We start from the raw sequence: 21496 nt of genomic DNA, 5'->3' as shown, positions 1-21496 counted from the left end.
CCTTGCGGCCGCTCAGTTCGCCGCGGCCGGAGCCGTGCGGCTGTCGACGGCGACGACGACGCTCAGGCCGGCGCGCAGCCTGCCGGCCTTCAGCACATCGGCCGGCACGTCGATGCGAACCGGGATGCGCTGCACCACCTTGGTGAAGTTGCCGGTGGCATTTTCCGGCGGCAGCAGCGAGAACACCGCACCCGAAGCCGGCGCCAGCGACGACACCGTGCCTTCGAAATCATGGCCGTCCGTGGCGTCCACCGAGACCCGCACCTTCTCGCCGGGCACCAGCTTGGCCAGCTGCGTCTCCTTGAAGTTGGCAACGATGTAGAGCTTGTCCAGCGGCACCACGACGGCGAGCTTCTGGCCGGGGCTGACGAGGTCGCCCTGCTCGACCGAGCGGTTGCCGACGACGCCGTCATAAGGCGCCTTGAGCACGGTGAAGGACAGATCGCGCGCGGCCTTGTCGCGGTTCAGCCGCAGCGAAGCCAGCGTGCTGGCCGATTCGGCGCGCTGCGCTTCGAACACGCCGATATTGGCCTGTGCGGCTGCAATCTGCGCGTCGGCGCCGACGAGGGCTGCATTGGCCTGGTCGAGAGCGGTCTGGGCATCGTCCAGTTGCGCCTGTGTGCCGACATGCGTCTTGACCAGTTGCGCGGCGCGCTGCTGGGCGCGAGCGGCGTTGTCGGCTGCCGCCTGGTCGGCGACCTTCTGCGCCTGCGCCTGTTGCAGCGAAGCTTGCGCCGCCTTGGTCTGCGCGTCGATACGGTCGAGCGTCTTGGCCAGCGTGGCGATCTGCGCCTCCGCCTGGGCAACGGCTATTCTGTAGTCGCCGTCGTCGATCGTCAGCAGCGGATCGCCGGCCTTGACCTGCTGGTTCTCCGAGACCTTGACTTGATCGACATAGCCGGAAATCTTCGGCGAGACGAACGACATGTCGGCCTGGACATAGGCATCGTCGGTCGAGATCAGGAACCGGCCGTCGGTCCAGTAATTATAGCCATACCAGGCGCCGGCGCTGAGCAGAGCGAGGCCGATGATCGGCAGCATGAACGAGCGAGCCGACCGCTTCTTCTTGGCCGGCACCTCGGCCAAAACTTCGGCGGCAGGCTTGATGGGCGCTTCCGGCGCTTCGATAACCGGCGAGACCTTGGCGTTGGGAAAGGGGCGGACTTCGGCGGTGGTTGGCGTGTTCGAGGACATGATATCTCGCTACCGTAGCTACATAAGGAAAATGTGTTATACTGAACCGTTCGGTTCGATGCGAACGTTGACATAGCGCTAAAGCAGGCCCATATCAAGAGCAATCGAACCGCTCGGTTCGAATTATTTCGCGAGGTGTGACTTTAATGGCCGACACGTTACCCGACGTCGAAAATGATCCGTGCGATGTGCTGGATAGTGCGCGTCGCGGCCGCCCGGCGGCGGGCCAGGATCCGGTCAAGCGCAGCCAGATCATCGAGGGCGCGCGGCGCGTGTTCATCGACAAGGGCTTCGAAGCGGCGTCGATGAACGACATTACCCGCGAGGCTGGCGTCTCCAAGGGCACGATCTATGTCTACTTCGCCAACAAGGAAGAGCTGTTCGAGGCGCTGATCGAGGAAGAGCGCGGCACCATCTTCAAGAACATGTACGACATGCTCGACCGCGCCGACGATCTGCGCCAGACGCTGGTGAAATTCGGCAAGGTGCTGTCGATGAAGATCACCTCGGCCAAGGTCATCCAGGCGCAACGCACCGTGATCGGCGCCTCCGACAGGATACCGGACATGGGCGCGCGGTTTTACGAACGCGGCCCCAAACGCGGCCACGACAAGGTGGTCAAGTTCCTCAATGCAGCCATCGAACGCGGCCTGCTCAAGATCGATGATGTCGATCTTGCCGCCTATCAATTCACCGAACTGTGCCTCGCCGGCCTGTTTCGCCAGTGCATCTTCGCCTACCGCACCAAGGCGCCGAGCCAGGATGAAATCGACCACATCGTGCGGTCGGGCGTCAGCCTGTTCCTGAAGTCCTACGGCACCGAAAAGCTTGCCGAGGAAGAAAGCCATCAGATGATCGCGCTCGAGGCGAAGTCCAAGGCAAAGGCCTAGTTAGCCAAAGGTCTTTTTTCGCAACTCCGGACGGAAAACCGCTTCACACTTTTCCCGGAGTTGCTTTTAACCGCCATTGGCCGCCAGCACGATCGCCGCGCGCAGTTCGTCCAGACCCTCGCCCTTTTCCGACGACGTGGCGAGCACGAACGGAAACGCCGCCGGTCGCTTCTTGATCTTCAGTAATGTCTCTTCGACCAGCCGCGGCACGCCGGCGGCCTTGATCTTGTCGGTCTTGGTCAGCACGATCTGGTAGGACACCGCCGCCTTGTCGAGCAGCGACAGCACCTCGTCGTCCTTGGATTTGATGCCATGCCGGGAATCGATTAGCACATAGACCCGCTTCAGCGTCACGCGGCCCTTGAGATAGTCGAAGACCAGCTTGGTCCAGTCGTCCACCTTTTCCTTCGGCGCGCTGGCATAGCCGTAGCCCGGCATGTCGACCAGCGCCATTGGCGGCAGGTCGGTGCCTTCGCCGGAAAACCCGCCCGGCACGAAATAGTTGAGCTCCTGCGTGCGGCCCGGCGTGTTGGAGGTGCGCGCCAGCCCGTTATGGCCGACGAGCGCATTGATCAGCGACGACTTGCCGACATTGGAGCGGCCGGCAAAGGCGATCTCAGGCGGCCCCTCCGGCGGCAGGAACTTCATCGCCGGCACGCCGCGGATGAAGATCCACCCCTTGGTGAACAGGTCGGTGCCGATGACGGTGTTGCCCAGCGCGTTCAAATCGCTGCCTCCAGCCTGGAAATATCGGCGCCCCGAATGGCGTTGAGGTTGCGGCCGATCTTGTCCACCGGCCAGTTCCACCACGCCACGGAAAGCAGCCGCCTGACCGTCCTGTCGTCGAAACGCATCTTCACCACCTTTGCCGCATTGCCGGCGACGATCGCATAGGCCGGCACATCATGCGTCACCACCGATTTCGCCGCCACGATGGCGCCATTGCCGACCGACACGCCGGGCATGATCACCGCATCCATGCCGATCCATACATCATTGCCGACCACCGTATCGCCGCGCAGTTCCTGCGACCACGTCTTCGGGTCGAAGCCTTGCTCCCAGCCATGGCCGAAAATGTTGAACGGATAGGTGGAAAAGCCGGACATGGCATGGTTGGCGCCGTTCATGATGAAGCGCGCGCCCTCGGCGATGGCGCAGAACTTGCCGATGATCAGCTTGTCGCCGATGAAGGGATAATGATGCAGCACGCATCGCTCGGCGAATTTGTCCGGTCCGTCAGGATCGTCATAGTAGGTGAACTCGCCGATCTCGATACTCGGCGCGGTGACCAGGGGCTTGAGGAAGCCGACGCGGGTGTGCATCGGGATCGGGTGTTTGATGTCTGGGTTGGGTCCGTCCATGGCGAGATCCGTCGAGAGTGGCGCAAATTAAAGCCGCCATTCTAGATGGCGTGATCCGCCCTATAGCACCAATCGCCCGATGAGCGAGCCCTGCTGGGCTTCGATGTTCAGTTCGTGCCGCGGCAGATCACGATCAGGTCGACCGCCGCCGTCGGCTAAGGCGCCCTGAAACCCAAAAGAACGGGGCCCTGCGAAGGACAAGCAGGACCCCGGTGGTGTCGAAGACGGCTTCAAAAGAATGGCACCTCCTCGTGAGGTGGGGAAGGCAGACCGAGAAAGCCCGTCGCAGCCCGCCGTCATTCCCTGTTGCGTAAAGCCGTTACTTCGGCAACAGCACCTTGTTGACGACGTGGATGACGCCGTTCGACTGGTTGACGTCGGCGACCGTCACCTTGGCGGCGCCGCCGGACTCGTCGACGATGTAGAGCGAGCCGCCCTTGACCTCGGCGATCAGCGTGTCGCCGCTAACGGTCTTCATCTCATACTTGCCGCCCATCGCCTTGGCCTTGGTCATCATCTCCTTGGCCGAGATCTTTCCGGCCACGACATGGGCGGTCAGGATCTTGGTCAGCTTGTCCTTGTTTTCGGGCTTCACCAGCGTGGCGACGGTGCCGGCCGGCAGTTTCTTGAAGGCGGAATCGGTCGGCGCAAACACCGTGAAGGGTCCCGCGCTTTCCAGCGTGTCGACCAGGCCGGCGGCCTTGACGGCGGCAACCAGCGTCTTGTGGATCGGCGAGTTGAGGGCGTTCTCGACGATGTTCTTGGAGGTCAGCATCGCAGCGCCGCCAACGGCGGGATTGGCGAGCGTATAGGCCGTCGTCGCTGCGAGGCCCGATAGAGCCAGGCCGGCGGAAAAGCATAATGCCTTGAGGATGGACTTTGCCATTGGAGAACCCTTCTGGTGCGACAATTGTTGATTCGATTGTCGGGAAGAGTTACGCGGCGATTGCGGGAAAGTTTCGATGCAGAGTAAAAACAATAATAATAACAGATACTTAAAGGCGAATGCCCATCCCACGAGCCGCATCCCCGCGATGGACATGACGGGGTCACGGATCAAAAACAGCGGTCTTCGGATTAGGGCTGATCGGTGTTGATCGGCCTTGGCGGTACAAGCAGCAGCCACGCCGGTTGCACGCCGCAAGTTTCGCGCCTCACGGGAACGTGATGCGCGCCTCGTCCACAAAAACCCCGGACGAGCCGGGGCTTTGATTGCCGGAATAGCGCCTTCTATTCAGCCGGCGAGGGTTTCTTTCGGAACAATGCCGTCAGATTGTCCCACAATTCGATCTTGGCGCCCTGGCGCTTCATGATCACGCCCTGCTGCAGGATCGACAGCGTGTTGTTCCAGGCCCAGTAGATGACGAGGCCGGCCGGGAAGCTGCCCATCATGAAGGTGAAGATCACCGGCATCCAGGTGAAGATCTGCGCTTGCGTCGGATCCGGCGGCGTCGGGTTCATGCGCATCTGCAGGAACATGGTGATGCCCATGACCACCGCCCAGGCGCCCATATGCGGCAGGAATGCCGGTGGCGCGAAGGGCAGCAGGCCGAACAGGTTGAAGACCGAGGTCGGATCGGGCGCGGCCAAATCCTGGATCCAGCCGAAGAACGGCGCGTGCCGCATCTCGATGGTGATGTAGAGCACCTTGTAGAGCGAGAAGAACACCGGGATCTGCAGTGCCACCGGCCAGCAGCCGGCGAGCGGATTGATCTTCTCGGTCTTGTACAGCTCCATCATCGCCTGTTGCTGCTTCATCTTGTCGTCCGCGTATTTCTCGCGGATCTCGAGCATCTTGGGCTGCACCTTCTTCATGTTCGCCATCGACGCATAGGATTTGTTGGCGAGCGGGAAGAAGAGGGTTTTGACGACGACGGTGGTGGCAAGGATGGCCAGACCGAAATTGCCGAAGAATTTGTACAGCGTGTCGATCAGGTAGAACATCGGCTTGGTGATCCAGATGAACCACCCCCAATCGATCAGCCGGTCGAACAGCCTGATCTGGCGATCCTGGGCGTAGGCGTTGATCTTGTTGACTTCCTTGGCGCCGGCGAAGATCTCGGTCTCGACCGTCGCCGACTGCCCGGCGGCAATGGTGATCGGGTCGGTGAGGAAGTCCGACTGGTAGCGCGGGCGGCCATTGTCGTAATAGGCATAGTGCGGCTGGAAGGGCTGCTTCTCGGTCGGCACCAGGGTGACCGCCCAATATTTGTCGGTGATGCCAAGCCAGCCATCGGTCGATTTGCTCGGCGTATAGAGCTTGTTCTTCTCGATGTCGGCGTATTTGTGCTCCTGCAGGCCTTCGGTTCCCGTGACGCCGATCAGGCCTTCATGCAGCACATAGGAGCTGGCGACGGCCGGCTTGTCGAAACGGATGACGCGGCCGTAATTGGACAGCGTGACGGGGGTCGAGCCTGAATTCTGCACCGCATCGGAAACGGTGAACATGTAGTCGCCGTCGACGGAGATCGTGCGCTTGAAGGTCAGGCCCTTGTCGTTGGTGAAGGTCAGCGTCACTGGCGTCGCCGGCGTCAGCGTCGCATTGCCGTCGACGCTCCAGACCGTTTCCGGGCCCGGCACCGTGCCGGTCGTGTCGCTGCCGACAAAGCCGATCTCGGCATAATAGCCGGTGGGCAGCGCCTGCGGATTGAGCAGCTGGATCTGCGGCGATGTCTTGTCGACCGTCTCGGTATAGTGCTTGAGCTTTAGGTCGTCGAGGCGGGCGCCGGTGAGGTTGATCGAGCCCGACAGGCTCGGCGTGTCGATGTTGACGCGGGCCGTCTTGGCCACTTCCTGCGCGCGGCCTTCCGGCGTCGTGACATAGGTGCCGGGCGCGTTTGGAATGGCGCCGGGCGCTGCGGGCGCCGGCGTGCCGCCGGGGTTGGCGGCCTCGGCCGCCTTCTTCTGCTCCGCCGCCCGCTGCTCTTCGATGCGGGCCGCCTCGCGCTGCTGTTCGCTGCGCGGCAGCACATAGAAATATTGCCACAGCCCGAGGATCAGCACCGACAAGACGATGGTGATGTAGAAGTTCCGGTTGTTTTCCATCGAAAGCCCTTGGCCTATCGTGTTCCGCTGAGACGGCGGGAGAGTTCGGCCTTCAACTGGCCGAACGGAATGGTGAGCACGTCTTCACGCCCGACGATGACATAGTCATTGCCGGGCGCCATGTCACTTGCGGCATGGGTGCGCACGGCTTCTTTCAGCCGCCGCCTGACGCGGTTGCGGACAACCGCATTGCCGACCTTCTTGGTGACGGTGAAGCCGACGCGCGGCGGCAGACCGTCTTTGCGGTCGAGAACTTCAACGAGAAAAAGCCGCCCGCGCCGCTTTTCACCGCGGCGGACGGCCAGGAATTCCGCACGTTTCAGAAGCCGCTTGGGGTTTGGTCCCACTGGCTTGCCGGTTGCGGGCAACGATCTCGTCTTCCGTTCAGGCGCTGAGCCGCTTGCGGCCGCGGTTGCGGCGAGCTGCGACGACGCCGCGACCACCCTTGGTGGCCATGCGAGCACGGAAACCGTGCCGGCGTTTGCGGACGAGTTTGGACGGTTGGTAGGTACGCTTCATTTGTTTTAATACCGCGGGGTGCGGCCCTTCTTGATTCTGTCACAGTGTAACAGGAGCTTTGCCGGGCCGGCATTGGCGCGATCGAAACCGCGCCGGGACGAATGGCCCGAGCGTGAGCGGCTTATAGAAAGAAGGGTTTTGGGAGTCAATCCAGCGCGAACGCCAGTTCGTCGCAGCGCGAACTATGAGTTCGTCGCATCGCGAACGTCAGTTCGTCGCAGCGCGAACACCCAGTTCGAGGCGGTCTTTTATTGCTGGCACCATCGTCCAACGAAGGATGAAATTGGCAAAAAAGCCGCAATCACCTAATCTCAACCGATCAAGCGTTTGTGAAGACAGGCCTTAATGAGCGAAGTTGCATCAGCGGATGAAGGGAGCGGCCCGGCGACAGCCGATGCCAGCCCGGCGACCGTTCGCCCGGTTGCGAGCCGTTCGGTGCCCAATCGTTCAGTGCCCTTGGCGCGCGGCCTGTCGACCAAGCTGCTCTTGCTCACCATTGTCTTCGTGCTCCTGGCCGAAGTCCTCATTTTCCTGCCCTGGATCGCCAGCTACCGCCTGGCCTGGCTGAAGGAGCGGCTAAGCACCGCTGCCGCGGTGTCGATCGTGCTGGTGCAGGGCGAGCCCAATTCGCTCTCCCGCGCCGCCCAGAACGACGTGCTGATGGCAATCGGCGCCAAGGCGATCGCGGTGCGCGACGGCGGCGTGTCGCGCCTGCTGGTGGTGGCCGAGATGCCGCCGCAGGTCGACGAGCATATCGACATCGCCAATGTCGGCATGATCAAGGGCATGACCGGGGCGCTGGATACGCTGTTCTTCGGCGGCAAGCGCATGCTCAGGGTGTTCGGCCCGGTCGGCGACAGCGACAAGGAATTCGAGCTGATCATGCCCGACTATTCCCTGCGCAACGCCATGCTGCGCTATTCGCGCAACGTCGCCTTCGTCTCGCTGCTGATCTCGTTGTTCACCGCAATGCTGGTCTATGCCGCGATTGACCTGATCATGATCGGCCCGATCCGCACCATGACGCGCTCGATGCTGTCCTTCTCCGAGGCGCCCGACGATCCAGGGCGCATCATCCACCCGGCCGCCCGCGCCGACGAGATCGGCGTTGCCGAGCGCGAACTGTCGCAGATGCAGGAACGGCTGCAAAAGATGCTGTCGGAGCAGAAGCACCTTGCCGATCTTGGCCTCGCCGTCTCCAAGATCAACCACGACATGCGCAACATCCTGGCCTCGGCGCAGCTGATGTCGGACCGCTTGCGCCTGGTCAAGGACCCGACGGTGCAGGCCTTCGCGCCAAAGCTGTTGCGCGCGCTCGACCGAGCCGTCTCCTATTCCGAAGGTGTGCTCCACTATGGCCGCACACAGGAGCCGGCGCCCTCACGCCGCCGCTTGCGGCTGCGCCAGCTGGTCGACGACGTCCACGGCCTGCTCGACATCGAGGACGGCATCGAATTCGTCAATGCCGTCGAGCTCGCCTTCGAGGTCGATGCCGATTCCGACCAGCTGTTTCGCGTGCTCACCAATCTGTGCCGAAACGCGGTGCAGGCGATGGCGGCCGACGCCGAGAGCGCGCTGGTGCGCCGGCTCGCCGTATCGGCCGAGCGCATAGGCAGCGTAAGCCGCATCATTGTCACCGACACCGGTCCCGGCCTGCCGGCGAAGGCGCGAGAAAACCTGTTCGCGGCGTTTCGAGGCTCGGCCCGCAGCGGCGGCACCGGCCTTGGCCTGGCCATCGCGCACGAGCTGATCCGCGCCCATGGCGGCACGGTGGAACTGGTCGAATCGATCGGCGGCCGCACCACCTTCGCCGTCACCATCCCCGACCAGCCGGTCCGCCTCGACCAGGCCCGCAACGGCCTGCGCCGCCCTGCCTGAGCTGTATTGATATTCAGCCGAAGCCGGACTGAGCTGAATCTCAGCACCCCTTTGATCGGCACCGTCGAAAGCAGCTGCGACAAAACTTTTGCCGGATTGGCTTGCTTTTCGGAAATTCAGTCGCTAGGGAACACGTCTTGTCGCGGCCGGTCGTCAGGATCGGTTAGCGGGGCTATGTAAAGCATGGCCTGTTGCGCGCCCGTAGCTCAGCTGGATAGAGCACCAGACTACGAATCTGGGGGTCAGGAGTTCGAATCTCTTCGGGCGCGCCATTTCCGCCGAATCTGCGATTTCCTGCGATCCGCTAGCCGGTCTTGGGCTCGCATATGAAGAGCAGGTCGCGGAACACGTTGCCGAGCACCGCCTCATCCGAGTGCTGGAGAACTGGACGCCGCCTATTCCGGGCTTCTTCATTTATTACCCCAGTCGTCAGCCTGACTGCGCTATAAACGCGCTGCGATGTTCTTGAAACGGGAGAGTACGCGGCGACCGTTATCTGGGCGCAGCGACGCTGAATGCTCATTCACGCCGCCGCGCAGCACGCTCACTTTTCTTCCGCCTTTCCCGGATCAGGGCCCAATAGGCCTCGCTCCAGCCAGATACCGCTCATTGTCAAACGGCTCGGCGTGGGTGCTGCCCGGGCTCCACATGTGGCGGTGGGTCTCGGTCAGATTGCCGAGATAGACATGCAGCGCGCCTGAGCGGGCGATGCCGGTGTTGGCCACCGCGTGCACGGTATCAGGGGTCATGTGCACCACCGCGGGCGCCGCGATGTCGTGGCGTTCCGGCGCATCGATCTCGCTGCCGTCGACGGGATAGATGAAGTTGGTCTCGCTGCCCTTGTAGATGCCGATCAGCGCATCCATCAGATGGTTGTGCGGCGGGTACTGCAGGCCGGGCGACAGCGTGATGTGGTAGATGGTCAAGTCAGGGCTGGCATGCAGCAGCACCTCATCGTCGTCTTCCTCATGCGCGAGCACGCCTGATGCATGGAAGCGATCGGTGTGTTCGCGCAGCACCGCCTTGACCCGTTCGAAGGCATGAGCACCTTTGGCTGCGTTGACGATATCGGCGGTTACGGCGTAGAGAGGCGAGTTGGCGGCAAGAGACATTTCTCGTCATCTCCATTGGGAAGCTCAGCCAATACAACTGAGATGCTCAGGCTAGCGAATGCCGGCAGACCCGTCAACCGGATGGTCGAAACGGGCAAGCAGACTACGCGGTCAGACCACGCGGGCAGACCAAACGGGCAGGCAGATATGGCTCTTCCGAAATCAGTGTCACCGTCCGCCGTCAAGGCGCCGTCGACCGCCGACATATTGCGCAGCGAGGAAGCTTATGAGCAGCTGAAGAGCGACATCGTCGCCTGCGTCCTGCAACCCGGCGAAAGCCTGACCGAAAAGCAGATCGGCGACCGCTACCAGATCAGGAAGGCGACGATCCGCTCGGCTTTGGCCCGCCTCACGCAGGAAGGGCTGATCAAGAGCGAGCCGCGCCGCGGTTATGTCATTGCACCGCTTAGCCTGCGCGACGTCAACGAGATCTTCGACCTCCGCAGCCTGATCGAACCGGAAGTGTTCCGGGTGGCCGCGGCAAACCTCACCGAACGCGGGCTCGACGACATCAGGCTGGCGGCGCAGAAGGTGCTGAAGCCGGAGACGCTGCGCAGCCATGTCGCCTTTCTGGCAGCCGACCGCGCCTTTCGCCTGGCCCTGGCTGAACTCTCCGGCAATCTGCGCCTGGTTCGCCTGCTCGACCAAACGCTCGACCAGTCGGAGCGTGTCCTCCATCTCGGCTTCAAATCGCGCGACTTCACGCAAGCGATCATCGGCCAGCAGAAGGAGTTGGTGCTTGCCTGCGAGCTGGCCGAAGTCTCGGCCATCGCAAAGCTTGCCCGCTCGCAGTGCCTGTCGCTCAAGAAGCAGGTGCTCGAGGCCTTGCTCGCCGGCTCCAAGCTGCAGGACGCCAATTTGCAAAGCTTCGCCTGAGGCGCGAAGCCCGCGCTCTCTGGCCGATGCTTACTCGTCGATGAAGCGGATGTCCGCATCGGCAAGGCAATAGGGCGCGTAGCGGAAATCGCGGATATGGCTGACCTTTCCATCCTGCCAGTCGACCAGCATGAAGCCGCGCACGGCGTCATCTCCCGCTTGCGGGCTGCGGATCAGGATGGCCGGCCTGCCGTCGACGAAGCCGAGCGACAGCGCCCAATCCTGGACACGGTCGTAATTGCCGAAATAGTTGGAAACCTGCGCCTTGCCGCGCATGCGGGTGCGATTGACGACTTCAAGCTGGATGTCCTCGGCGATCAACGCGCGCACGGCGTCGAAGTCGCGCGCGTTGAACAGGTCGACATAGCGGCGCAGGCGCCGCTCGTCACCGGTGTCGAGTTTTGGGGCAGGCGCCTGCTCGTCCTGTGACGCCAGCAGGCGCAGCTGCGACCGCCCGCGATGCAGCGCTGCCTTGGTCGCGGCCAGGGTCGCGCCGGACACTTCGCAGGTTTCGTGCAGGCTGAGGCCAAGCACGTCGACAAGGATCACGGCGCTGCGCTGCACTGTTGCCAGCTGCATGAAGCTTCGCAGGCTGGCGGCGGTGGCGAGCCTCGCATCGGCGCTTGCGGAGGGGTCTTCGATCGTCGTCATGTCGGTCTCGCTCATGCGCGCCTGCTCCCGCTGGCGCCGGCGCAGATGATCCTGCGCGGCATTGTGGGCTATGCGGAACAGCCATTGCTCCGGACGCTCGACGGCGGCGTCGCCGTCGATGGCCTGCAGTGCCTTGATCAGTGTCTCCTGGACGATGTCCTCGCCATCGATCACCGAGCCGGCCATGCGGGCGCAGTAGCGGTGCAGCTTCGGTCGCAAGGAGCCGAGCATCGCCTCCAGGGCAACGCGGTCGAGTTTTGCTGTGTTCATCCTGTCCGTTCCCTAAATGCCGGTCTTTGCATTCAAGCCGGCACGACCTCGCCGGCCAGCATACGATAATTGCCGACGATCTTTGCCGGCGATCTGGCAAGCGGCGTCGAGCGGCGTCCGGCATGATCGGCGCTGAAGGCCTTGAAGGCTGTGAGCCCGGTCAGGCCGTCGCCATCCTGGCTGACAAGATGGATGAACTCGCCATTCTCCAGTTCCAGGACGAGGTAGCGCACAGATTGCGGCTTCGTGTCGTCGAGTGCGTCGAACACCTGTGCAACCAGCATACGGTTCTCGGCGATGCTTTCGTCCTTCACGCCGTAGCGGATGAGATTGCAGCCCATTGTCGTCTCCTGTTTTTCAACTCTGCACAGAGAAGACGTTTCGCGGCCTCGAAAAGATTCGTCGCCCGGCGAATCTTTTCGATCGTCCGGATCGTCTTTCCCGTCGACGGCTGCGCGGCAGCCGTCCAGGAGCAGGAGAGACCCATCATGCACATCCAGTTTGCCGAATTGCCGGTGTTCGACCAGGACCGCGCCAAGGCCTTCTACACCGGACATCTTGCTTGCCAGGTGGCGGAGGACCAGCTGATGGGCGACAGCGGCTGGCGCTGGATCGAGCTGACATTTCCCGGCGCCGTCACCAATTTGCATTTCGTCAAACGCCCCGATGACACGCCGGGCACTGAGCCCGTGCTGGTGCTCGTTGATGGCGATGTCGAGGCAACGGTCGCGGGCCTGAAGGCGCGCGGCGTCGAAATCATCACCGAGCCGCAGGAAGCGCCTTGGCAGCCGGGCCGCACGGTCGCCGAATTCCGCGACAGCGAGGGCAACCGCATGGTTGTGACCAGCAAATGATCGGACCCGGCGCAAAGCCGAACTTTGACATGAGAACAACAGGAGAGATGGACATGACCCCCCAAACGTCGACGCTGAAAGTACCGGGCGCCAGCCTCTATTATGAGATGCGCGGTTCCGGCCCCGTACTGTTGATAATCCCCGGCGGACCGCAGGACGCCGGCGTCTTCGCCGATGTCGCGGGCCACCTCGCCGACTGCTACACGGTGGTCGCCTATGATCCGCGCGGCAATTCGCGCAGCACCTTCGACGGAGAGCCGCAAGAGCAGGACCTCGATGTCCATGGCGACGATGCCGCGCGATTGATCGAGGCGCTTGCCGCCGGACCGGCCTATGTGTTCGGCACCAGCGGCGGCGCCCAGATCGGGCTCAACCTCGCCGCCCGCCATCCCGGCCGGGTTCGTGCACTGGTGGCGCATGAGCCGCCCAGCATGATGCTGCTCCACGACCCGTCGCCGTCACTGGCCGGCATGCGCGACCTGCACGACACCTATCGCAGCCAGGGTGTCGAGGCGGCGATGCAGAAATTCTTCAGCGAGAACAGCCTGTCGGAAGGGCCGGGTCAGGATGAAGCCGGGCCGCAGGACGGACCGCCTTCGTTCGAACCGTCGCCCGAGGAGGCCGAGACCTTTGCCAGGGTCAGCGGCAATTTCGAATACTGGCTGGCGCATGGCGTCATGCCGCTGTCGCTCTACCGTCCTGATATCGAGGCGCTGCGCGGCCGCCCGGTCGTGGTCGGCATCGGCGAAGAGTCCATCGGCCAGCCGATCGACGGCATGGGCAAGGCGCTGGCCGACAGGCTCGGCAGCAAGCGCGCCGCCTTCCCCGGCGACCATATGGGCTTTGCGCCCTATCCCGATCGCTTCGCCGAGACCTTGCACCTGACGCTCAGAGGCGCGTGAGATCGTCAGTCCAATAGGAAAGGAGCGTCCGCATGCACAATGCCCTTCTCCCATGAAATTACCGGCTAAGATTGGTGTATCAGACGGCCTCCCAGCCTTCCTTGGCACCGGCGCGGAAGATGGCGTCGATGACCTTCTGGTTGAGTACGGACTCCTCCAGCGTGAAGATACGCTCCTTGCCGCCCTGTGCCGCCCTGGCAAACGTCTCGACCTCGCGCCGGTACTGTTGCGTGCCGGGAAAGCGGAACACCTGCGCCTCGGTGTGGTTCTGGTTGTGCAATTCGATGCGGTGATGGTCGTAGAGCCCGGCATTGAACGGCGAGAACACCTCGATGAAACCCTTCTCGCCGTGGAACACCATCACCTGCCGCGCCGCCATCTGCGTCGACAGATAGAAGGACAGTTCGAAATCGCCGAAATCGGCGCGGATCGAGGAATAGATGTCGGTGCCGAATTTCTTGTCGCGCTCGATCGTCGCCTGCACGCGCAGCGGCTCCTTGCCGCTCGAAAACCGCGTCGACACCGTCGGATAGACGCCGATATCAGGCAGCGCGCCGCCGCCGAGATCGAGCTGGTTGCGCATGTTGGTGGGATCGACATTGTAATAGGAGAAGGCGCCCTGCACATGGCGCAGCCGGCCGATGGCGCCATCGGCGATGAGATCGCGCACCTTGATCCATTGCGGGTGGTAGATGACCATGAAGGCCTCGCAGACCAGCACCTTCTTGCTGTCGCGCAGCTTGATCAGCGGCGCGATGTCCTTGGCGTCGAGCGCCAGCGGCTTCTCCACCAGCACATGTTTTCCCGCTTCGATGGCCTTGGCCGTCCATTCGACATGCTGCGAGGTCGGCAGCGGGATGTAGACGCCGTCGACGTCTTTCGAAGCGAGCAGCTCCTCATACGAACCAAAGGCATGCCTGGCGCCGAACCGCTCGCCCAGGGCCTCGGCCTTCGACAGGTCGCGGCTGGCGATCGCGGACAAAACGCCATTCTCGGCCTCGACGATTGCCGGCAACAATTGCTCGCGGCCGATCTTGGCCGTCGACAAAACACCCCATCGGAACATCAGGCTTCTCCTATCGATTTACAGGCGAAGAGGTTTGCCCGAAATTGCGGGAAAAGCCAATGCGGATCGCTGGTCCTGCTAGCCTCGCTTGCCCGTCAGCGTCATGTCGAAATCGACAATATTCGAATAGATCGGCGTGCCGACATCCATGCCGTAGCGGGAGCGCAGCACCTTGCCGGTGACGTGGAATTTAATGACGCCACCCTTCAGCCCGCCGAGCTCGGCAGTGAACTTTTCCGCAAACGTCTTGCCGCGCGCCGTCAGCCGGCCGCTGACCAGCGCCGTGGTGTCGCTGGTTCGGGTTACGCTGGTCGAGCGGAACTGGATTTCGGGGCTGTTGGCCACGTCGAACACCGCATCGGAGCGCAGGAAGGCGTCGATGCGGCCCTGGCCGGTGCCGACGCTTTCGGGATAGATGGTGAAGTTGACCGCGGAACGGCCGACATCGCTGTTGTCGATGCGGATAGAGCCCTTGAAGCGGCCAAAGGCGCCGTCGAGGCCGCCGCCACCGACCTTGCCGATGGAGAAGCGAATGCTGGAGCTGGCCGGGTTGACCGTGTAGCTGCCGGCGGCGTCGCCGAGGTCCACAGCGGCGGAGACAGGCATGGCAAGGCAAGCGGCAACAGCCGCCAATCCGAAGATGCGCGCATACATGGGTTTTGTCCTTCTGGGGCAAGCGAAGTGTTGCGCCCTCACCCCAATGAACGAATGCGCGGCGCGCCCTATTCCATGTCCTGATCTGACGAAGGCGTGATCATGCGCGTGAGCACGCTGTCGCGCAGCCAGAAATGATGCCGCAGCGCCGCCAGCGCATGCAGCGCGACCAAGGCAATGCCGGCATAGGCGAGATACCAGTGTGCTACCGCCCAGAAGTTTTCCGCCGCATCGGACACGCCGAGCGGCAGGTTCGGCATCACGAAAAGGTTGAACGGCATGCTGGGGATCTCCAGCATCGACACCGAAACCAGTGCCCAGCCGGACAGCGGCACCGCGAGCTGGAAGCCATAAAGTGCCAGATGCGCCAGCGGCGCCGTCCGACGCTCCAGCCCTCCGACCGAGGCCGGCAAGGCCGGGGCCGCATTGCCGAGCCGCCAGGCAATGCGCAGGATGAGGAGGCCGAGCAGCAGGAAGCCGAAGGATTTGTGCAGCTGGATCAGCTCGAAGGCGGTGCGCTGGCTGGTCAACCGCACCATGATGAAGCCGAGCATGAACTGGCCGATGAACAGGATGCCGATCAGCCAGTGGAGGACGATCGCCGCCCAGCCGTAGCGGGTTGAGTTGTTGGTGATGAATGCCGGCATGGTTGGTGAACGAATGGCAGCTGGGCTTTCTTCCACCCTCCCCCTTGTGGGGAGGGTCGGCGCGAAGCGACGGGGTGGGGGGTAGCGCCCTACGAAGATCCCACCCCGATCCGCTACGCGGATCGACCCTCCCACAAGGGGGAGGTGGCTAAGCACCGACCTTGAAGAAATCCACAAACGCCCGCAGCGCCGGGCGCATCTGGCGGCGGCTGGGGTAGTAGACGAAGAAACCGTCGAAGGGCGGACACCAGTCTTCCAGCACGCGGATCAAGCGACCGTCGGCGAGCGGCGCGCGCACATAATCGTCGAAGACGAAGGCGAGCCCAGCGCCGTCGACCGCCGCCTGGGCGATCAGATGGTCTTCGTCGAGGATCAGCGGCCCTTGCGCCGCGATCTCGATCTCTTCGCCATCCTTCTCGAATTCCCAGCGGTAAAGAATGCCGCTGGAAAAACGGAAGCGGATGCAGCGGTGGTCGGCAAGATCGCGCGGATGGCGGGGTCTTGGCATGGTCGCGAAATAGCATGGCGCGCCGACCACGGCGCCGCGAAGGTCCGGTCCGATGCGCACCGCGATCATGTCGCGCTGCAGGCTCTCACCGAGCCGCACGCCGGCATCGAAGCCGCCTTCGACGACGTCGGTGAAGCGATCCTCGATGACGATTTCCAGCACGATGTCAGGATAGGCCGCGGCAAAGCCGCCGAGCCTGGGCGTCAATGCCAGGTGGGCCGCGGTGCGCGGCACGGTCAGCCGCAGGTTCCCGGCCGGCCGGTCGCGCGCCTCGATCGCCGTTTCCAGCGCCAGATCGATCTCGGACAGCGCCGGCCGCAGCCGTTCGAGCAACTGCGCGCCCTCTTCCGTTGGCGCTACGCTGCGGGTGCTGCGCGCCAAAAGCCGCACGCCGAGCCGCGCCTCCAGGCTGGACACGGCATGGCTCACTGCCGAGGGCGCTATGGCCAGTTCGCGCGCCGCGCCACGAAAACTGCCGCATTGGGCGACTGTTGCCAGTACAGCGAGTTGAGAAAGATGCGCTCGGTTCATTGCTCTATTTTATAGAACAGCCCGTGCGAATGACAGCCAATTATCGAACGTAAAGCCAAGCGCTATCTCTCTTTCATCGCAACAAGGAGACGCGCCATGAAAACCCGCAAACTTGGTACTGAACTCGAAGTCTTCCCCGTCGGCCTCGGCTGCATGGGCATGAGCTTCGCCTATGGCGGTCAGGCCGAGGCGGACGCAATCGCCACGCTGCGCCGCGCTGTCGAGATCGGCGTGACGTTTTTCGACACCGCCGAAGTCTATGGTCCCTTTGAGAACGAGATCCTTCTCGGCAAGGCGTTGAAGCCGGTGCGCGACAGGGTGACGATCGCCACCAAATTCGGCTTCAAGATTTCCGAGGAAGGCTCAGGCCTCGAACGTATGGTTGGCGTCGATAGCCGCCCGGAGCACGTCAAGGCAGTGGCGGAAGCCTCGCTGAAACGGCTCGATACCGATGTCATCGACCTCTACTACCAGCACCGCGTCGATCCCGGCGTGCCGATAGAGGACACGGTCGGCGCCATGGCGGAACTGGTGCGCGACGGCAAGGTGCGGGCGCTGGGCCTGTCGGAGGTCAGTGCCACCACCATCCGCCGGGCGCACGCCGTGCATCCGATCGCTGCCGTGCAGAGTGAATATTCGCTCTGGAGCCGCGACCCCGAAGACGAAGTGTTCGATGTCTGCCGCGAACTCGGCATCGGCTTCGTCCCCTACAGCCCGCTCGGTCGCGGCCTGCTCACCGGCACCATCGCCAAGCCCGAGGCCCTCAGCGACGACGACTGGCGCCGGACCTTGCCGCGTTTCCAGGCCGACGCCATGGCCGCTAATGCCAAGGTCGTTGCGACGCTGGAAAAGCTGGCGGTGGAAAAAGGCGTCACCTCGGCCCAGCTGGCGCTGGCCTGGGTGCTGCACCAGGGCGACTTCATCGTGCCGATCCCCGGCGCAAGAAAGATACGCCATCTCGAGCAGAACACGGCGGCGGTCGGGATCGAGCTGAGCGCGGCTGAGGTCGCGGCGATCGGCGATGCGCTGTCGCCGGACAAGGTGGTTGGCAAGCGCTATACGGAGGAGCTGTTGGCGCTGGTGAATGGGTGAGTGCCTTTACCCTCCCCCTTGTGGGGAGGGTCGATCCGCGAAGCGGATCGGGGTGGGGGTCCTCGTGAGGCGCGGGGCCCCCCCCCCCCCCCGGGGCGGGCGCCGGCGGCCGCGGCCCGGCCCCCCCCCCCCCCCCCCCGTGGGGTGGGGGGGGCCCGCCGCCGCGGGGGGGGGGGGGGGGGGTCCTCGTGAGGCGCACCCCCACCCCGTCTCTCTGTCTCCGCCTCGCTGCGACAGCGAGCCGACCCTCCCCACAACGGGGAGGGTAAGTCTCACCACGGCACCACCGTAATCTCCGGCCAGCACGCCTTCGCCCTCGCCCCCTTGGCCTCATGCGTGCGCCTGTTATCCATCAGCCGGTTGGGCGTGATGCGAAACGCGAAGAGGTCATCCAGCCCGAACGGCGCCACGACCTCAAGCTGCCCATCGGCATCGTATCGCACCCCGACCGCATGCGTCTTCGAAGCAAAATAGCTCACCGACTCGCTGGAACTCGTATAGCGCGGGCAGGGCTGGCCGAATTTCTGCGGATACCACAGATGCACCCGTGCCTGGTTGCGCACCTCGGCCGGCAGAGCCAGCCCCTCGAAATGCTGCGCGGCTCGACGGATGACCGCGTCCTCGGCCTCGTAGGACAGGTCGCTGTCATCGAAGTAGAAGAGATCGACATCCTTGATGCCGTAGCCCGGCGCCTTGCCGGTCAGGTGGTTCCAGACGCTGTTGTAGAGCGCGCCGGACACCACCAGCCAGTCCGGCAACGCCAGCGTGCGGGCCCGCTCCAGCGCGTCGCTGACGAGCGCATCCGCCAACACCATGGCGAGAAACGCTTCGCGCTGGGCTTCGAACGGCAGACCGGAATAGCGCAGATGGTCCATCGCCCTTTGGAGAGCGATTCGCAACTGCCGGCAATCCTCAGAAGCAATTCCAGGAAAAGTGTGTAGCGGTTTTACTGGGAAAGCGCGCCGCGCTTTCCCTAAGACGCGCTTTCCCTAAGAATTGCGTGAAGTCGAAATACGTAGGGCGGCGTTAGCCGCTCTACGTTCTCAGCATGCCGCCCGTTTGCTTGCCGACATTGTCGACGATGCGCTTGGCCAGCGCCTCGAAATCCTCGTCGGTGAGCGTCTTTTCAACCGGCTGGATAGATACTTCGATGGCAATCGACTTCTTGGCGGTCCCGAGAGATGCCCCCTCGAACACATCGAACACCGAAACGCCGGTGACCAGCTTCTTGTCGGCGGCGAGCGCCGCGCGCACCAGCGCGCCGGCCTCCACCGTCTTGTCGACGACGAAAGCAAAGTCGCGCTTCACCGCCTGGAAGGCGGACAGCTCCAGCTTTGGCTTGGTTTTCGTCGGCTTGGCCTTCGGCTCGGGCACGGCGTCGATATAGACCTCGAAACCGCAGATCGGTCCGGAAACGTCCAACCCCTCCAGCGTCTTCGGGTGGAACTCGCCGAAGGTGCCGAGCACTGTCTTCGGGCCGAGCTTGATCGTGCCGGAGCGGCCGGGATGATACCAGGCCGGACCGCCTGGCTCGATCTGCAGCCTGTCGACCGGCGCGCCGCAGGCTTCCAGCGCTGCAATCGCGTCGGCTTTGGCGTCGAACACGCCGACCGGACCGGAATTGCCGGCCCAACTGCGGCCGGAACCGTCGAGCTTGGCGGTGCCGCGGCGCACACCGGCGGCAACGCGCCGCTGCTGGTCGGGGCCGTCGCCCTCATAGGTACCGGAGACCTCGAACAGCGCGACATCGCCGATGCCCTTGTCGGCATTGCGCTGCGCGGCGACGATCAGGCCGGGCAACAACGAGGGCCGCATATCGGACATGTCGGCTGCAATCGGATTAGCGAGCTTCAGCGCCGTCTGGCCGCCGCCGAACAGTTCGGCGTGTTTGGCCGGGATGAACGACCAGGTGAGAACCTCCAGCATGCCCCGCACGGCGAGCGAGCGCTTGGCAGTGCGGGTGCGAACCTGCAGCGTCGTCAGTATCTTGGAGTTGACCGCGTCATGCGCGCCGAGCGGCTGCGGCGCGATGTTGTCGACGCCGTGGATGCGCATCACTTCCTCGACCAGGTCGGCCTTGCCGTCGACGTCAGGACGCCAGGACGGCACAGCGACATCGACGACGTCGCCCGAGCCTGACGGCTTGAAGCCGAGGCGGGTCAGGATGTCGAGGCTTTCCGCCTTCGGCACCTCGATGCCGGTCAGCCGCTTCACTTCCGAGATCGGGAAGGAAACGATCTTCGGCTTGTAGCCGGCATAGCCGACCACCTCCGTCTCGGTCGGCTCTCCGCCGCAGAACTCCAGCACCAGCTTTGTCGCCAGCTCGACGCCGGGCACAATGAATTCCGGGTCGACGCCACGCTCGAAACGGTAACGGGCATCGGTGATGATGCCGAGCGTACGGCCGGTGCGGGCCGTGGTGATCGGATCCCAAAGAGCGGATTCGATCAGCACGTCCGTGGTGTTCTCGTCGCAGCCGGAATGCTCGCCGCCCATGACACCGGCGATCGATTCGACGCCATTGTCGTCGGCGATCACGCAGATCTGCGGCGTCAGCGTGTATTCGCGCCCGTCAAGCGCCAGCACCTTCTCGCCGTCGCGTGCGCGGCGCACGACGAGATTGCCGGCGACCTTCTTGGCATCGAACACATGCAGCGGCCGGCCACGGTCGAAGGTGACGTAGTTGGTGATGTCGACCAGCGCGCTGATCGGGCGCAAGCCGATGGCGATCAGCCTTTGCTGCAGCCATTTCGGCGACGGCCCGTTCTTCACGCCTTTCACCAGGCGCAGCGCGAAACCGGGGCAGAGCTCCGGCGCCTCGATGGTCACCTTGACCGGCGTTTCACCTTTGCCAAGGACCGCTTCGACCGGCGCGGTCTTGAGCCGGCCAAGCCCGCTTGCCGCCAGGTCCCGGGCGACGCCGTAAATGCTGGTCGCATCCGGCCGGTTCGGCGTCAGATTGATCTCGATCACCGGATCGTCGAGATGCGCGTAAGCCGCGAAGCTGGTGCCGACAGGCGCATCGGCCGGCAGGTCGATAATGCCATTGTGCTCATCCGACAGCTCCAGCTCGCGCTCGGAACACATCATGCCATGGCTCTCGACGCCCCGGATCTTGCCGACGGTCAGCGTCACGTCGATACCGGGCACATAGGCGCCGGGCGCGGCGAAGGCGCCGATCAAGCCGGCGCGGGCATTCGGCGCACCGCACACCACCTGGACAGGGGCTGCGCCATTGCCGGTGTCGACGGTCAGCACCCGCAGCCGGTCGGCGTCGGGATGCTGCACCGCCGTCAGCACCTTGGCGATGACGAACGGCTTCAGGCCGGCCTTGTCGTCGACATGCTCGACTTCGAGGCCGATCGAGGTCAGCCTCTCGACGATCTCGTCGAGCGTGGCGTCGGTGTCGAGATGATCCTTGAGCCAGGAAAGGGTGAGTTTCATCA

Annotated in this window: 22 protein-coding genes, 1 tRNA gene and 1 pseudogene; 8 read left to right on the top strand and 16 right to left on the bottom strand. The window is 63.6% G+C overall.

Annotation, left to right across the window (positions count from 1 at the left end):
• Positions 1 to 12 precede the first annotated feature (12 nt).
• Positions 13 to 1194, bottom strand: coding sequence for an HlyD family secretion protein (locus tag NKJ88_RS04170; protein WP_023687455.1), 1182 nt, complete (start codon positions 1192 to 1194; stop codon positions 13 to 15).
• 146 nt (positions 1195 to 1340) lie between these two features.
• On the opposite strand from NKJ88_RS04170, the gene NKJ88_RS04165 reads away from it, so the two are divergent.
• Entirely contained in the window at positions 1341 to 2084 is a 744-nt protein-coding gene (locus NKJ88_RS04165; protein WP_023681357.1) for a TetR/AcrR family transcriptional regulator, read from the top strand.
• A gap of 66 nt (positions 2085 to 2150) precedes the next feature.
• On the opposite strand, the gene yihA is transcribed toward NKJ88_RS04165, so the two are convergent.
• The 6 genes from yihA to rpmH all read right to left on the bottom strand — a co-directional run bounded on the left by yihA (position 2151) and on the right by rpmH (position 7009).
• Positions 2151 to 2810 (bottom strand): ribosome biogenesis GTP-binding protein YihA/YsxC, encoded by a 660-nt coding sequence (gene yihA / locus NKJ88_RS04160; protein WP_023824002.1) that lies wholly within the window; start codon positions 2808 to 2810, stop codon positions 2151 to 2153.
• Positions 2807 to 3445 (bottom strand): CatB-related O-acetyltransferase, encoded by a 639-nt coding sequence (locus NKJ88_RS04155; RefSeq protein WP_023824001.1) that lies wholly within the window; start codon positions 3443 to 3445, stop codon positions 2807 to 2809. The genes yihA and NKJ88_RS04155 overlap by 4 nt, the downstream gene beginning before the upstream one ends.
• A 319-nt stretch (positions 3446 to 3764) precedes the next feature.
• Complete coding sequence (locus tag NKJ88_RS04150; protein WP_023696020.1) at positions 3765 to 4331, bottom strand: fasciclin domain-containing protein; 567 nt, start codon at positions 4329 to 4331, stop codon at positions 3765 to 3767.
• 344 nt (positions 4332 to 4675) lie between these two features.
• Positions 4676 to 6490 carry a membrane protein insertase YidC gene (gene yidC, locus NKJ88_RS04145; protein ID WP_023728099.1) on the bottom strand — a complete coding sequence of 605 codons (1815 nt, stop codon included), beginning with the start codon at positions 6488 to 6490 and terminating at the stop codon, positions 4676 to 4678.
• A 14-nt stretch (positions 6491 to 6504) separates the two neighbouring features.
• Positions 6505 to 6858, bottom strand: a complete 354-nt coding sequence (gene rnpA / locus NKJ88_RS04140) for a ribonuclease P protein component (protein WP_023736958.1) — start codon at positions 6856 to 6858, stop codon at positions 6505 to 6507.
• A 16-nt stretch (positions 6859 to 6874) separates the two neighbouring features.
• Positions 6875 to 7009 carry a 50S ribosomal protein L34 gene (rpmH, locus tag NKJ88_RS04135; RefSeq protein ID WP_008833937.1) on the bottom strand — a complete coding sequence of 45 codons (135 nt, stop codon included), beginning with the start codon at positions 7007 to 7009 and terminating at the stop codon, positions 6875 to 6877.
• Positions 7010 to 7354: 345 nt separating this feature from the next.
• On the opposite strand from rpmH, the gene NKJ88_RS04130 reads away from it, so the two are divergent.
• The 3 genes and pseudogenes from NKJ88_RS04130 to NKJ88_RS04120 all read left to right on the top strand — a co-directional run.
• The gene (locus NKJ88_RS04130) at positions 7355 to 8887 is read left to right on the top strand and encodes an ATP-binding protein (RefSeq protein ID WP_023672265.1); all 1533 of its coding nucleotides are present in this window, start codon (positions 7355 to 7357) and stop codon (positions 8885 to 8887) included.
• Between the two features lie 195 nt (positions 8888 to 9082).
• Positions 9083 to 9159 (top strand) — tRNA-Arg (locus NKJ88_RS04125).
• Between the two features lie 32 nt (positions 9160 to 9191).
• Positions 9192 to 9356: pseudogene (locus tag NKJ88_RS04120) on the top strand (LysR family transcriptional regulator); the annotation flags it as partial.
• Positions 9357 to 9456: 100 nt separating this feature from the next.
• Here NKJ88_RS04120 and NKJ88_RS04115 read toward each other — a convergent pair.
• Positions 9457 to 9999 (bottom strand): autotransporter, encoded by a 543-nt coding sequence (locus NKJ88_RS04115; protein WP_023823999.1) that lies wholly within the window; start codon positions 9997 to 9999, stop codon positions 9457 to 9459.
• Positions 10000 to 10146: 147 nt separating this feature from the next.
• Here NKJ88_RS04115 and NKJ88_RS04110 point away from each other — a divergent pair, with 147 nt between their 5' ends.
• Positions 10147 to 10875, top strand: coding sequence for a GntR family transcriptional regulator (locus tag NKJ88_RS04110; protein WP_023672267.1), 729 nt, complete (start codon positions 10147 to 10149; stop codon positions 10873 to 10875).
• Between the two features lie 30 nt (positions 10876 to 10905).
• On the opposite strand, the gene NKJ88_RS04105 is transcribed toward NKJ88_RS04110, so the two are convergent.
• Together NKJ88_RS04105 and NKJ88_RS04100 are read right to left on the bottom strand one after the other, a co-directional pair.
• The gene (locus NKJ88_RS04105; protein WP_023819910.1) at positions 10906 to 11796 is read right to left on the bottom strand and encodes a sigma-70 family RNA polymerase sigma factor; all 891 of its coding nucleotides are present in this window, start codon (positions 11794 to 11796) and stop codon (positions 10906 to 10908) included.
• 32 nt (positions 11797 to 11828) lie between these two features.
• Positions 11829 to 12137, bottom strand: coding sequence for a hypothetical protein (locus NKJ88_RS04100; protein WP_352443601.1), 309 nt, complete (start codon positions 12135 to 12137; stop codon positions 11829 to 11831).
• A gap of 147 nt (positions 12138 to 12284) precedes the next feature.
• Here NKJ88_RS04100 and NKJ88_RS04095 point away from each other — a divergent pair, with 147 nt between their 5' ends.
• Both NKJ88_RS04095 and NKJ88_RS04090 read left to right on the top strand, forming a co-directional pair.
• Positions 12285 to 12650 (top strand): VOC family protein, encoded by a 366-nt coding sequence (locus tag NKJ88_RS04095; RefSeq protein ID WP_352443600.1) that lies wholly within the window; start codon positions 12285 to 12287, stop codon positions 12648 to 12650.
• A gap of 53 nt (positions 12651 to 12703) precedes the next feature.
• Positions 12704 to 13552 carry an alpha/beta hydrolase gene (locus NKJ88_RS04090; protein WP_352443599.1) on the top strand — a complete coding sequence of 283 codons (849 nt, stop codon included), beginning with the start codon at positions 12704 to 12706 and terminating at the stop codon, positions 13550 to 13552.
• A gap of 79 nt (positions 13553 to 13631) precedes the next feature.
• Here the strand turns inward: NKJ88_RS04090 and NKJ88_RS04085 are convergent, their stop codons facing one another.
• From NKJ88_RS04085 to NKJ88_RS04070, 4 genes are all read right to left on the bottom strand, one after another.
• Positions 13632 to 14618 (bottom strand): Gfo/Idh/MocA family protein, encoded by a 987-nt coding sequence (locus tag NKJ88_RS04085; protein ID WP_023819907.1) that lies wholly within the window; start codon positions 14616 to 14618, stop codon positions 13632 to 13634.
• A gap of 78 nt (positions 14619 to 14696) precedes the next feature.
• Complete coding sequence (locus NKJ88_RS04080) at positions 14697 to 15272, bottom strand: YceI family protein (RefSeq protein ID WP_023672273.1); 576 nt, start codon at positions 15270 to 15272, stop codon at positions 14697 to 14699.
• A 68-nt stretch (positions 15273 to 15340) separates the two neighbouring features.
• Positions 15341 to 15919: a cytochrome b gene (locus NKJ88_RS04075; protein WP_023687445.1), complete on the bottom strand. Its 579-nt coding sequence runs from the start codon at positions 15917 to 15919 to the stop codon at positions 15341 to 15343.
• Positions 15920 to 16067: 148 nt separating this feature from the next.
• Positions 16068 to 16958, bottom strand: coding sequence for a LysR family transcriptional regulator (locus NKJ88_RS04070; protein WP_023752338.1), 891 nt, complete (start codon positions 16956 to 16958; stop codon positions 16068 to 16070).
• 96 nt (positions 16959 to 17054) lie between these two features.
• Between NKJ88_RS04070 and NKJ88_RS04065 the strand changes: the two genes are divergently transcribed.
• Positions 17055 to 18050, top strand: coding sequence for an aldo/keto reductase (locus tag NKJ88_RS04065; RefSeq protein WP_023703777.1), 996 nt, complete (start codon positions 17055 to 17057; stop codon positions 18048 to 18050).
• A 272-nt stretch (positions 18051 to 18322) separates the two neighbouring features.
• On the opposite strand, the gene NKJ88_RS04060 is transcribed toward NKJ88_RS04065, so the two are convergent.
• Positions 18323 to 18925 (bottom strand): nucleotidyltransferase family protein, encoded by a 603-nt coding sequence (locus NKJ88_RS04060; protein ID WP_023672277.1) that lies wholly within the window; start codon positions 18923 to 18925, stop codon positions 18323 to 18325.
• A 160-nt stretch (positions 18926 to 19085) separates the two neighbouring features.
• Positions 19086 to 21494, bottom strand: a complete 2409-nt coding sequence (gene pheT / locus NKJ88_RS04055) for a phenylalanine--tRNA ligase subunit beta (RefSeq protein ID WP_023823994.1) — start codon at positions 21492 to 21494, stop codon at positions 19086 to 19088.
• Positions 21495 to 21496 lie beyond the last annotated feature (2 nt).

This window comes from Mesorhizobium sp. M0016, assembly GCF_040324035.1.
In the GTDB taxonomy this organism is placed as follows: domain Bacteria; phylum Pseudomonadota; class Alphaproteobacteria; order Rhizobiales; family Rhizobiaceae; genus Mesorhizobium.
The sequence above is the reverse complement of the archived record's forward strand: the minus strand, read 5'-3'. Positions and strand labels throughout refer to the sequence as shown.